This is a genomic window from Paenibacillus sp. JCM 9796, assembly GCF_055379675.1.
Map to the genome: position 1 here is coordinate 4,113,203 of NZ_AP043723.1, position 13,068 is coordinate 4,126,270.

The 13,068-nt window shown below is 54.5% G+C and carries 12 protein-coding genes; 10 read left to right on the top strand and 2 right to left on the bottom strand.

From position 1 onward, the window contains the following. Positions 1-36 precede the first annotated feature (36 nt). From ACZ439_RS19885 to ACZ439_RS19920, 8 genes are all read left to right on the top strand, one after another. Positions 37-648 (top strand): Maf family protein, encoded by a 612-nt coding sequence (locus tag ACZ439_RS19885; protein WP_372813075.1) that lies wholly within the window; start codon positions 37-39, stop codon positions 646-648. A 101-nt stretch (positions 649-749) separates the two neighbouring features. Beyond that, complete coding sequence (radC, locus tag ACZ439_RS19890; RefSeq protein WP_054800144.1) at positions 750-1,439, top strand: RadC family protein; 690 nt, start codon at positions 750-752, stop codon at positions 1,437-1,439. A 55-nt stretch (positions 1,440-1,494) separates the two neighbouring features. Beyond that, positions 1,495-2,535: a rod shape-determining protein gene (locus tag ACZ439_RS19895; RefSeq protein WP_127607807.1), complete on the top strand. Its 1,041-nt coding sequence runs from the start codon at positions 1,495-1,497 to the stop codon at positions 2,533-2,535. Positions 2,536-2,595: 60 nt separating this feature from the next. Next, complete coding sequence (gene mreC, locus ACZ439_RS19900; RefSeq protein WP_127607809.1) at positions 2,596-3,450, top strand: rod shape-determining protein MreC; 855 nt, start codon at positions 2,596-2,598, stop codon at positions 3,448-3,450. Positions 3,451-3,464: 14 nt separating this feature from the next. Continuing rightward, positions 3,465-3,992: a rod shape-determining protein MreD gene (gene mreD, locus ACZ439_RS19905; protein WP_054798069.1), complete on the top strand. Its 528-nt coding sequence runs from the start codon at positions 3,465-3,467 to the stop codon at positions 3,990-3,992. Between the two features lie 70 nt (positions 3,993-4,062). After that, positions 4,063-4,719 (top strand): septum site-determining protein MinC, encoded by a 657-nt coding sequence (gene minC / locus ACZ439_RS19910; protein ID WP_054798070.1) that lies wholly within the window; start codon positions 4,063-4,065, stop codon positions 4,717-4,719. Positions 4,720-4,791: 72 nt separating this feature from the next. Continuing rightward, entirely contained in the window at positions 4,792-5,589 is a 798-nt protein-coding gene (gene minD, locus ACZ439_RS19915) for a septum site-determining protein MinD (protein WP_054800146.1), read from the top strand. 7 nt (positions 5,590-5,596) lie between these two features. Continuing rightward, positions 5,597-6,751 carry an FtsW/RodA/SpoVE family cell cycle protein gene (locus ACZ439_RS19920; RefSeq protein WP_127607812.1) on the top strand — a complete coding sequence of 385 codons (1,155 nt, stop codon included), beginning with the start codon at positions 5,597-5,599 and terminating at the stop codon, positions 6,749-6,751. 146 nt (positions 6,752-6,897) lie between these two features. Here the strand turns inward: ACZ439_RS19920 and ACZ439_RS19925 are convergent, their stop codons facing one another. Continuing rightward, positions 6,898-7,929, bottom strand: a complete 1,032-nt coding sequence (locus ACZ439_RS19925) for an anthranilate phosphoribosyltransferase (protein WP_054798071.1) — start codon at positions 7,927-7,929, stop codon at positions 6,898-6,900. After that, positions 7,926-8,570, bottom strand: a complete 645-nt coding sequence (locus tag ACZ439_RS19930; protein ID WP_464620075.1) for an ANTAR domain-containing response regulator — start codon at positions 8,568-8,570, stop codon at positions 7,926-7,928. The genes ACZ439_RS19925 and ACZ439_RS19930 overlap by 4 nt, the downstream gene beginning before the upstream one ends. 517 nt (positions 8,571-9,087) lie before the next feature. On the opposite strand from ACZ439_RS19930, the gene ACZ439_RS19935 reads away from it, so the two are divergent. Both ACZ439_RS19935 and nirB read left to right on the top strand, forming a co-directional pair. After that, the gene (locus ACZ439_RS19935; protein ID WP_127607816.1) at positions 9,088-10,323 is read left to right on the top strand and encodes a nitrate/nitrite transporter; all 1,236 of its coding nucleotides are present in this window, start codon (positions 9,088-9,090) and stop codon (positions 10,321-10,323) included. 284 nt (positions 10,324-10,607) lie between these two features. Next, positions 10,608-13,028, top strand: a complete 2,421-nt coding sequence (nirB, locus tag ACZ439_RS19940; protein ID WP_054798073.1) for a nitrite reductase large subunit NirB — start codon at positions 10,608-10,610, stop codon at positions 13,026-13,028. Positions 13,029-13,068 lie beyond the last annotated feature (40 nt).

Here is a 13,068-nt window from a genome sequence, read left to right on the forward strand (position 1 = left end):
CTACCTTATTAAAAATTCGAAGCGGGGGATCGTTTTATGTCGATTACGACGACAAAAATCGTCATTTTGGCTTCATCGTCGCCGCGGCGGCAACAATTAATAAGCTCTTTGTCGCTTCCGTATCGGATCGAAGTCAGCGATGTCGATGAGACGACGGACCCTGGAAGGACGCCGTCGCAAATCGTAGAAGAGTTGTCCGAACGCAAAGCGAGGGCGATCTACGAACGTTATGAGAGAGAACCTGCCCAAGCGGAGGACGGCGTCATTGTCGGTTCCGATACGATCGTTGTGTTGGATGGGAACGTGCTCGGCAAGCCGCGCGACGAAGAGGACGCTTTCCGGATGCTGAAACGGCTGCAAGGACGCGAGCATGAGGTGTACAGCGGCGTCGCTTGCATCGGACTTGCCGACGGACGGACGAGCGTGGCCCACGAGCGCACCGTCGTCCGGATGAAGCCGATGTCGGATGAGCGGATCCGCCGATATATCGCAACCCGCGAACCACTGGACAAGGCCGGTTCTTATGCGATCCAAGGGATCGGCGCGACGATCGTGGAACGAATCGAGGGCGATTATTTCAATGTCGTCGGACTTCCGATGTCGCTGCTTTCCGACATGTTGGCTGATTTTTCTATTGCTGTTTTTTGACCGGGTGAAATGGTATAATGGGTGTTCTAGAATAACCGGCTGCAGGCGTGACGGCGGGTTTGTCCGCTGTCGGCCGCCAGGGAGAAGAAAGAGGGGAATGCATGGAATCGCACAATATCACATTGCGCGATGTCCCGAATGAAGACCGACCTAGAGAACGAATGATGCAGCATGGGGCTGAGGCTTTAAGCAACGCGGAACTGCTCGCCATATTACTGCGAACCGGCACCTACCAGGAATCGGCGGTCCGCTTGGCCGAGCGGCTGCTTCGGGAGAGCGGGGGGCTGCGGGCGCTCGTCGATGTAAGCCTGGAGCAGCTGACTTCTTTCAAAGGCATCGGCGCCGCCAAGGCGCTGCAAATCAAAGCCGGGATCGAGCTTGGACGAAGATTGGCGCGGTCGGCGATGAACGAAACCGTGACCATCCGTTCGCCGCAGGATGCCGCCGCGATTTTGACGGAGGATATGCGCTATTTGCAAAAAGAACATTTCGTCTGCTTGTTTCTGAACACGAAAAACCATGTGATCGGACAGGAGACGCTATCGATGGGCAGCTTGAACGCTTCGATCGTGCATCCGCGCGAAGTGTTTCGGGCCGCGATCAAACGAAGCAGCGCTTCCATCGTATGTGCTCACAACCATCCGAGCGGCGACCCGACCCCAAGTCCCGAGGACATTCAAATGACGAAACGGCTTGTGGAGGCCGGTGACATCGTGGGAATCGAAGTGCTCGATCATCTCATTATCGGCGACCTCCGCTTCGTGAGTTTGAAGGAACTCGGATTGATGTAATATAATACAAAACGCGTGAGACACGCCTTCAAATAGAGAAGGGAGTACCCTATTTATGTTTGGTTTCGAAGGATTTACGAAAGATTTAGGTATCGATCTCGGTACCGCCAACACACTAGTTTACGTCAAAGGAAAAGGCATCGTCGTCCGGGAACCGTCCGTAGTCGCGATCCGTACCGATACGAAAACAATTGAAGCCGTCGGCGAGGCCGCCAAAAAAATGATCGGACGCACCCCCGGCAACATCCGGGCCATCCGTCCGATGAAGGACGGCGTCATTGCCGATTTTGAGACGACGTCGACGATGATCAAATATTTCATTCGCCAGGCGCAGAAGCAGCGGTTGTTGTTCCAGCGCCACCCCAGCGTCATGGTATGCGTGCCTTCCGGGATAACCGCCGTCGAGAAGCGCGCGGTGGAAGACGCGACGCGGCAAGCCGGCGCGCGCGATGCCTATACCATTGAAGAGCCGTTCGCCGCGGCCATCGGCGCCGACTTGCCGGTCTGGGAGCCGACCGGCAGCATGGTGGTTGACATCGGCGGCGGGACGACCGAGGTGGCTGTCATTTCGCTCGGCGGTATCGTCACGAGCCGTTCGATCCGAGTAGCCGGCGATGAGATGGACGAGGCGATCACCCAATACATTAAGCGCACCTACAACTTGATGATTGGAGAACGGACCAGCGAGCAGATCAAGATGGAAATCGGTTCGGCGCTTCCGATGGAAACGTCGGCCAAGCTGGAAATCCGCGGCCGCGACCTGGTGTCGGGACTGCCCAAAACGATGTCGATCAGCTCGGATGAGATCACCGAAGCGTTGAGCGATACGGTGAACAGCATCGTTGACGCGGTAAAGGTGACGCTGGAGAAATGCCCGCCGGAGCTGTCTGCGGACATCATGGATCGCGGTATTGTGCTGACAGGCGGCGGGGGACTGCTGCGCAACCTGGACAGGCTGCTTGCACGCGAAACCGGGATGCCGGTGCTTGTGGCGGAAAATCCGCTCGACTGCGTAGCGATCGGAACGGGCCGCGCGCTTGAGAACATCCATTTGTTCAAAACGAGATCGGGTCCTACCAGTAAAGCCAGACGTTAAGATGATTGTTCCGATAGCCGGATTTACCGCATTAAAGGTTGCAGGTGGAAGGTGTAAGCATTGAAGCTACTGGGGAACAAAAGACTGCTTATTCTGATGCTCGGCCTGATTTGTTTCATCGCGCTTATGGGATTGACGTTCGGTAAGCGGGGATATGAAACATGGCCGGAAAAGTTTGTCAAAGACTCAATCTCCTGGACGCAGGGATTGATTTATAAGCCGGTGGGCATGATCACCGGTTTCTTTCAAGATGTAGGCCAGCTGTGGACGATCTACGAAGAAAACAAGGTGCTTCGGGGAACGTTGTCCCGTTATGCCCGCGATACGACGCGTTTGAACGATCTTGAATTGCAGAATCAGCGGCTGCAGGACGCCCTTGGCTTTACCGAACGGCAAAAACAGATGAATCAATACAAATTCCGCATTGCCGAGGTCGTGTCGTTCGTCCAACAAGGGAAATCGATCACGATCAATTTAGGCGAGAAGGACAACATTCGGCCGAACATGGCGGTCATATCGGTAGAAGGCTTGATCGGCCGTGTGACCGAGGTGTCTGCGTTTTATTCGAACGTGCAGCTGTTGACCGGCATCGACGACAAAGCGGCGCTTGAGTCCAAAGCGATATCCGTCACGGTCAAGACGAAGGAGAACGAGTCATTCGGTTTGATCGAGAAATACGATCCGGAGGCGGGCAAGCTCGTCATGACCAAAATCGATCCGAACGACCCGCTCCAGGTTGGGGATACGGTCATTACATCGGGCAAAGGGCTTGTGTTTCCGCGCGGCATCGAGGTGGGCAAAGTCATCGAACGGCGCGAAGGCGATTTTGGCATTACCCACGTCGCCACGATAGAACCGTTCGCTTCCTTCAATCATCTTCGCGAAGTGTTCGTCGTTGAAGTGCCGGAGAGTTGAGGTGACGGGCAAAAGTGAGTTATAAGAAGCTTTGGTTGATTTTGTTCGGTTTGTTTTTGTTGGAAACGACGCTGCTGCCTTGGATCATCCCCCTCAGTTGGCAGTCGAACGTGGAAGTGAACCCGCACTTCGTGCTCGTTGTCGTTCTGTTCATCGGGCTATACATCCATCGGCATGTGGCGCTGATGTACGGATTGATTTTCGGCATGCTGTTCGATTTCATGACCTTCTCGCCGATGCTGGGGCCGGTGACGTTCGCCATGGGGCTGGCCGGGTATTTGGCCGGCTTGATGCAGGGGAGGATTTATTCCAGCATTGTGATCAGCATGCTAGTGATCGGTCTCGGCCATTTATTTTACGACGCAGCCTTATTCGGAATTTATCGTTTATTTCGCGTGACCCATATCCAGTTTGAGTGGGTGTTCCTGCATCGGATGCTGCCCAGCATGCTCATTAATTTGTTATTCGCACTGGCCATTTACGTGCCGATACGTCGTTTGTTCGAGAGCATGCCCGGAAAACCGGCGGAGAACGAAGAATAAATTTCCGCGGCCCGGCAGGAGAACGCCTGCGCCAAGCCGAATTGTATAGGCTTAGGAGGTAGGAACGTTTATGACGGCAGCCAAACATCATGTGACAATCAAAGGTGTTAAAGACGGGCTCGTCTTTTTACTTGATGATACATGTGAATTTTCTGACGTGCTGGAAGAATTGAACCACAAGTTGGAAAAGACGCATCAGCAAATTTTAACCGGACCGATTATCCATGTCCATGTAAAGCTCGGAAAGCGGGCGGTTACGGACGAACAGAAAGAACAGGTGCGCCGGATTATTAGTCAAAAGGGCAATCTGTTGATCCAATCGATGGAGTCGCTGGATCCCTCGCAAGACAGGGAGATGCCGGACGCCTCAGACGTGAAGATCGTCAGAGGCATCGTTCGCTCCGGACAAACCTTGACGCATGAAGGCGACATGCTGCTGCTTGGAGATATCAACCCGGGGGGCGCCATCGTCAGCACGGGCAGCATCTATATTATGGGTTCGCTGCGCGGAATGGCGCACGCGGGAGCGGACGGAGACGAGACAGCCGTTATCGCCGCCTCGCACATGCGGCCGACGCAGCTTCGCATAGGGGGTATCATCAGTCGTCCGCCGGACGAGTGGGACCTCAGCGAAGCTTTTGATGCGTATATGGAGTTCGCTTATGTGAAGCATGGTAAAATGGAAATCGACAAAATTCATCACATGCACCGATTTGCGCTCTTATAATAAAATTAAAGACCGGAACTATACATGTGATCACTGTGTACTTTTTAAACTACCCTTGAAGGAGTGGGACCTATGGGAGAGGCAATCGTCATCACTTCAGGCAAAGGCGGTGTCGGTAAAACGACGACGTCGGCCAACATCGGCACGGCATTGGCGCTGCAGGGCAAGAAAGTGGTCATGGTCGATACCGATATCGGGTTGCGCAACCTGGACGTCGTGATGGGCTTGGAGAACCGGATTATTTACGATCTGATCGACGTAGCCGAAGGACGCTGCCGTTTGCCGCAAGCCTTGGTCAAAGACAAGCGCTTTGATGAACTGTACATGCTTCCTGCGGCGCAAACGAAAGACAAACATGCGATTTCCCCGGACGCGGTCCGGCAAATTGTGCTCGATCTGAAGCGGGACTTCGAATATGTCATTATTGATTGTCCGGCCGGTATCGAGCAGGGCTTCAAGAACGCGATCGCCGGCGCGGACAAGGCGATCGTCGTCACGACGCCGGAGAATGCGGCCGTCCGCGACGCCGACCGGATCATCGGGCTGCTGGAGAAGGAACCGAACGTGGAATCGCCGAAGCTGGTGATCAACCGCATTCGTCCGAACATGGTCAAGAAGGGCGAAATGCTTGACGTCGATGAAATTTGTTCGGTGCTCGCCATCGATTTGCTCGGCATCGTCCCTGATGACGAATATGTCATTAAAGCGGCCAACATGGGCGAACCTACGGTGATGAACCCGAATTCCCGCGCGGCGATCGCTTACCGCAATATCGCCCGCCGTATACTTGGCGACTCCGTGCCGTTGATGCAGCTTGAAGACCGTTCCGGTATGTTCATCAAAATGAAAAAGTTTTTCGGGATAGGATGAAAGTCAAGTGCTGCACAAGTTTAAAAAAATTGACCCGCTGATCGTCTTCCTGCTGCTCGCTTTTATGGTGATCAGCACGCTGCTGCTGTACAGTGCGACCTTGAATGACAGTATGTTCACATTCGATACGAAGAAGCTGGCGATCGTTTACTCGATTTCCATTGTGGCATTCTTTTTGACGGCGGCTTTCGATTACCGGGTGTTGATCAAGACGTCGTATTATTTGTACGGTATCGGTATTTTGCTGCTGGTGGCCGTTTATTTCTTCGGTTCCAAAATCAACGGCGCCCGCGGTTGGTTCAAAGGACTGCCGTTCGGACTCGACTTTCAACCGGTCGAACTTGTCAAAATTATTTTAATCTTGACGCTGGCTACCTTCATGGCGAGACGAAAGGGCGAACCGCTTGAACTGCTGCGCGATGTCATTCCCATCGGTCTGATCGCGCTGCTGCCAATTTCACTTGTCATTATCCAGCCCGATCTCGGCAATGCGATCATCTTGGGCGTTATCTTGATCGGTATGTATTGGATCGGAAATATCAAGCTCATCTACGCTTTTCTTGGCGCGGCGATCATCACCGGCCTCTCGTACTTGTTTATATTTTTGTTCAAGCTGTACCATGTGCCGCTGCAAGCGTTCTTGAGATCGAAGGAGCTGCCGACGCACTGGATGGATCGGATCAATACGTTCGTTAACCCGACCGAAGCCGATAAGAACGATACGTACCACGTCGATAACGCCATCCGCGCAATCGGTTCAGGTTCGCTGACGGGGGAAGGGTATTTGAACGGATCGTCCATCCACAGCAATTTCATTCCGGTCGCCTATACCGATTCGATCTTCGTCGTCGTCGGCGAGGAGTTCGGGTTCGTAGGCGCGTCGATCTTGCTTTTAATGTATTTCGTGCTCATCTATCGGATGATCCTCATTTCCATTTATTGCGACAATTATGCCGGTTCGTTCATCATTATCGGCATTGTGTCGATGCTCGTCTTTCAAATCTTTCAGAATGTCGGCATGATGATCGGCATTATGCCGCTCACCGGGATTACGCTGCCGTTCATCAGCTACGGCGGTACGTCGTTATTGATCAACATGGTGGCGATGGGGCTCGTAATGAGCATTCGTATGCATGACGACAAGCTGTTGGACGAAGAATGAACGACGGGACCGTACGGCTGCCACAAAAAAAGCCCGATAGCGCACCATCGTTTCGCTGCTTTCACTTGCCGGCTGTGGCGAGTCCAAGCGGTGCGGCAGCGCAAAAAGAAGACCCGAGGCCACAGAAGCCTCGGGTCTTCTTGGAATTACAGCGTCGAAACCGGATTGACCGCTTCCGTCCAATCCTTGTAGGTCTGAAGCGCGGTTCCTTGAATCAGCGCGTGACGGGCCAAATAGACGCCCTCTTCAATGGAACCGGCGATTCCGCCTGTCCAGAGACGAACGGCGCTGTTCAGCAGCACCATGTTCAAGTAGGGCAGCTCGGCGTCGCCGCGAAGCACGGAGAGCGCGGTGCTGGCTTGACGCTCCGCCGTCCATTCGCCTTCCGGCACTTCGACCATCAGCTCGAACAATTCCGGATCGACGATGAACAGCTCCCTTGCGCCGTCCCGTATCACATAAGTACGGGTACGCTTATCGACGGCCAAGTCCTCGGAGCCCTCCATCCCTTGTACGACGATGCCGCGGTTTACTCCGAGTTCGATTAGTGTGCCGGCGATTTTCTCGAACACCGTGCCGTGGAATACGCCGACGGCCATCGCTTCGGCATCCGTAAAGCGAAGCAGCTTCTCGGCCGTATTGAACACGGTGCGCAAGCCGAGTTCCTGCCTGAGCCCGCGCAATTCGCCCAGCGGCTTGCACCAGCGCTCGGTCGGTACGAACATAAATCCGGTTTGCTCTGCTGCAGAGATCAACGCATCCCGGGAGGCGTGGACGGCTGGAATATGAAGCGCCTGCAGCACGTCCGCAAGGGTGACGCCGTACTTCGGCGGCAGACTCGGGCTGCTGTGCAGCGTCGCCGGCATTCCGCAGGCAGCCAGAACGAACGCGGTCGGGAACGTGGCGATGAACGTGCGCGTTCGGCCGTCGTAAGGGCCGGCGCAATCGAAGCTGCCGCGAATCGGATACGGCGTGATGCGCTTGCGCAAAGCGTCGATGAAGGCGCGCAGCTCGACCGGCGATTCCATTTTGATCCGTTCCGCGACCAGGAAGGCGCCGATTTGAGCCGGGGTCGCTTCGCCGGTGAGAATGGCTTCGGCCCCTTGCGCGGCTTCGTCGTAAGTGAGGTCTCTGGCGCCGCGTTTGCCGCGGCCTACTTCTTTAAGTAAAGATATCATCGTCTTCGGCCTCCTTTATTCTCATCCTGCAGCAGCTGATATACCTTGACGATGGAGGTGGCGACGTCTACCATTCGTTTTCGTTCGTTCATGGCCTGCTTGCGTAAAAAATCGTAAGCTTCCGCTTCTGAAATGTGCTTGATTTCACACAGGATTCGTTTCGCCTGATCGACCCATTTGCGCTCCTCCAGCTTGGATAACAACTGCTCCCGTTCCTGCTGCCACTCGGTCCTTTGGAAGTAATGGTTCACACCGAGCAGCAGCGCGCAGTGAATTTCCAACTCGCTCATACAGGAACCGAGCAAGCCGTCAATGCCCGGATCGAGCTTGCATGCGTGGCTCGGGAATGTCTCGCGGTCGCACCACCAGAAGACGGGGAGACTGCGTTCGGCAAGCACCCGGCTGCGCCAGTTCACCACTTGATCGGTCGGCACCGATAACAGGACCGCATCCGCTTTTCCGATGTGAAAGGATAGCTCCTTGGAGCTGAAGGCCGCGTAAACGCGAAATCCCATATCTTTCAGCATCGCTTCGGGCACGGATTCCTTAATGACGGCGTCGGGGTCTTTCCGGATACTTGGCATGGAGGCGGCAGCGCGAGTTGGCTCCAACTCGTCAATAAGTAAAAAAGACTGTAACATGTCAACGCCCCCACGAATTATAATTTCATATTGTGTCATGTATATGTTAGGTTTTGGTTGATGATGCTCGCTTTCCAATTAGAAATATAACATAAGACTCTGTTTTTTGTCGACAAACGAAAGGAAATGGTTAGGTTCTGGTTTTTATGTAATGTTTATTGACACATCAAAAATCCCGTACTATAATAACGATATGAACAGTAAACGTTCGTTGACACAATGGTGTGTCAAACCTTGAGGCAATGGCGCCTATCCCTTACAATTACGTAAACGGATAGGCTTTTTATGTGCGCTTACACGCGACGCCATCTTACATGCAGTTCACAATGCTGTGGCTGCTGCGGCAATGAGGCCGATGGACGCTGTGCCCTACTGGCGCGGGTTTGTCCGTCGGCCTATTTGCGTATGTGATCATCAAGACATCACGGCACAACACTAAAAAAACGGCAACAGAGTCAGAAAGAGACAGAAATTTGCGGATAGGCAGGCTTCAAGCTTATACAAGGGAGAGGATACCATGGTCGATCGGAAAGGTTTCTTGCAAAGCGGGCACAAAGGTTCGTTAATCAGCGCATTCTTGTATTTTGACGTGAGTTTTATGTTATGGGTTTTGATCGGTCCGATGGCGGTTTTGATTGCAAACGACTTTAACATGAACGCCGCGGAAAAAGCAAACTTGGTCGCGCTGCCTCTTCTGGGCGGATCGATTCTCCGATTGGTATTGGGATACTTAACCGACCGTATCGGACCAAAGAAAACGGCAATCGCCGGCATGCTCTTGACCGTTATTCCTTTGATTTACGGGTGGCAAGCTGCCGATACGCTTAACGACATGTACTTTGTCGCTCTCATGCTCGGGATTGCGGGAGCGAGCTTCGCAGCAGCGCTGCCGCTGGCCAGCCGCTGGTATCCGCCGCAATATCAAGGTTTGGCGCTCGGGATCGCCGGCGCGGGCAACAGCGGAACGATCTTCAGCACCCTGTTCGCCAACCGGCTGGCCGGGCATTACGGAGACTGGCACGTCGTCTTCGGCATAGCGCTCATTCCGCTTGTCATCGTTTTCCTCATCTTTATCTTCCTGGCGAAAGACAGCCCGACGCAGCCTGCTCCATTAAAGCTGGCCGACTACGGACGGGTGCTTCGTCAGAGAGACACATGGCTGTTCTGTCTGTTGTACATGGTGACGTTCGGCGGATTTTCCGGTATGGCAAACTACTTGACCATCTTTTTCAATACGGAATATAAGCTCAGTGCGGTAACGGCGGCGGATTTCGCAACCATCTGTATTGTCGCGGGAAGCCTGTTCCGCCCGATCGGCGGATGGATGTCCGACAAGATGGGCGGCATCCGGATGCTCATAACGCTGTACGCGGTAATCGGCATCATGCTGGCTTTTGTCTCCACGCTTCCTGCTTTGTGGCTCACGACCGGACTCTTGTTCATCGCGATGATGGCTATGGGCATGGGGAACGGCGCCGTGTTCCAGCTGGTGCCGCAGCGCTTTAGTCAGGAGGTCGGCATCATTACAGGCATCGTCGGCGCGGCCGGCGGCTTGGGCGGCTATTTCCTGCCGAAAATTCTCGGCAATTTGAAGCTTTCAACCGGCTCTTTCACCCCCGGCTTCCTGATCCTGAGCGGCATCGCTCTCGTCTGCATCGTTGTCATTGCGGTCGTTCAAGGCAAGTGGAAGCGCACTTGGATCGGCGAAGGCGGTAAAGTCAAGACAAGCGGGTTAGATGGCGTCAGCGCATAACGGACCGCGGGATCGTTCGGGCACGCTGGCCGATCGGCCAGCGGCAGCCGGATCGGCGCAAACGTCTTGGCATATGCAGCTCTGGGCCTGTGGGCTGCATACGCAAAGACGTTTACGACCACTCGTCTTTGGTAGTTTGCGGGTCGAACTAGGCTAGCTCGATATCCCAACTTTCGTCATTCGGGAGTGAGGAAGCGCACGGCTCCCGGTGACCTTTTTTCCGGCGGGATGTGGATAGATATACGGCGATATTGAGAACACATAATGGGAAGGGATGATTCTGCATGGCACAAAAAGAGAAGCTCGTATTGGTTGGAAACGGAATGGCCGGGGTGAACGCTGTCGAGCATTTGCTTAAGCTGGCTCCAGGAAAGTACGACGTTACCATTTTCGGGAGCGAACCGCATCCGAACTACAATCGGATTCTTCTGTCATACGTGCTGGCGGGCGATTCGAGTGTTGACGATATCGTCATCCATCCTTTTGAATGGTATGAAAACAACGGAATTACGTTATATACGGGGCAAACCGTGACGGCTATCGATACGGCGGCGCAAACCGTCACGAGCGATCAAGGGCTGACGGTTGCTTACGATAAATTAATTTTGGCAACGGGTTCCAATCCGTTCATGCTTCCGCTGCCGGGAGCCGATAAAGAAGGAGTTATGGCTTACCGTACGATTCACGATTGCGAGAAGATGATCGCCACAGCGAAGACCTATAAGAAGGCAGTCGTCATCGGCGGCGGTTTGCTCGGGCTTGAGGCGGCGCGGGGCTTCCTTAACCTGGGGATGAAGGTGGACGTCGTGCACATCGTCGATACGATCATGGATCGTCAGCTGGACCGGACCGCGTCGAAGATGCTGCAGGCAGCGCTTGAATCGCAAGGGATGAACTTTCTGCTCGGCAAGCAATCGGAACAGATTGTCGGGGATCAGCGCGTCACCGGACTGAAATTCAAAGACAGCACGATCGCCGAAGCCGATCTGATCGTCATGGCCGTCGGCATCAGGCCGAACGTGCAGCTGGCTAAAGAGGCCGGCCTCGAATGCAGCCCGGGCATCGTCGTCAACGACTACTTGCAAACGAGCGCGCCGAACGTTTATGCAGTCGGCGAATGCGCGATGCACCGGGGCATTGCTTACGGCCTTGTCGCTCCGTTATACGAGCAGGGTGCCGTACTCGCGAAGCATCTCGCCGGGGTGGAAACCGGGCCGTACGAAGGCTCCGTCGTGTACACCAAGCTTAAAGTGTCCGGCGTGGATGTGTTCTCCGGCGGAAGCTTCAACGATGCCGAAGGAACCAAAGCCATTCGCGTACAGGACGATTTCTCGGGCGTCTACAAGAAGGTCGTCATTAAAGACAACAAAATTATCGGGGCCGTCCTGTTCGGCGACACGTCCGACGGCACCCGCTTGATGCAAATGATTCGCGAAGGCACGGATATTAGCGGCATGGAGAAGACAGCCATTCTGAAGGATACGGCGGGGACAGGCGGCGCGGGCGGCGGCGTGGCGGACATGAGCGACGGTACGATCGTTTGCGGATGTAACGGGGTTACGAAAGGAACGATCTGTTCTTCGATCCGCGATCAAGGATTAACCAGCGTCGAGGAAGTGAAAAACTGTACGACGGCTTCGCGTTCTTGCGGCGGCTGTAAACCGCTCGTCAGCGATTTGCTGGCTTACACGCTCGGCGATGCTTACGATAAATCGCATGCGAAGGAAACGATGTGCGGCTGTACCGGGCACACGCGTGAAGAAATCGTGGAGGCGATCCGCGACAAAGGGCTCAGCCACGTGCGCGAAGTGATGCATGTGCTCGGCTGGAAGAACGAGGAAGGCTGCTCCAAATGCCGTCCGGCGCTGAACTACTACCTCGGCATGATTCATCCGCAAACCTATGAAGACGACAAGGCGTCGCGTTTCGTGAACGAGAGGATGCACGCGAACATTCAGAAGGACGGCACGTACTCGGTCGTCCCCCGAATTTACGGCGGCGTAACGAATCCGGCCGATCTGAAACGGATTGCCGAAGTCGCGGAGAAATATAACGTGCCGACGGTGAAGCTGACCGGCGGTCAGCGGATCGACTTGCTCGGCGTGAAGAAGGAAGACTTGACCGCGATGTGGGAAGAGCTCGACATGCCGTCCGGTTACGCCTACGGCAAAGCGCTCCGGACCGTCAAAACTTGCGTCGGCGAAGACTATTGCCGATTCGGAACGGGCGATTCGATGGGCGTCGGCATCGCGCTTGAGAAACGGTTCGAGCGGTTGAATACGCCGGCGAAATTCAAGATGGCCGTATCCGGCTGCCCGCGTAACTGTGCGGAGTCCGGCATTAAAGATCTGGGCATCGTATCCGTGGATGGCGGCTGGGAGCTGTATGCGGGCGGTAACGGCGGCGTGAAGGTGCGCGTGGGCGATCTGCTGACGACGGTGAAGACGGAAAGCGAAATTATCGAATATACGGAAGCTTACATGCAATATTACCGGGAAACGGGCAAATACGGCGAGCGCACAAGCGAGTGGGTCAACCGTTTAGGCATCGACCATATCCGTAAAGTCGTCGAGGACGAAGAGCAGCGTAAAGCGCTCTGCGCCAGAATGGACATCGCTTTGTCCGTCACGAAGGATCCGTGGAAAGAAGCGATTCACAGCGAAAAGCTTCAAAAAGATTTGTATGAAGTGGTCGAGCTGAACTAATTCGTAAGAGGAATCCGACAGACAAACAGGTGCCGGAAGG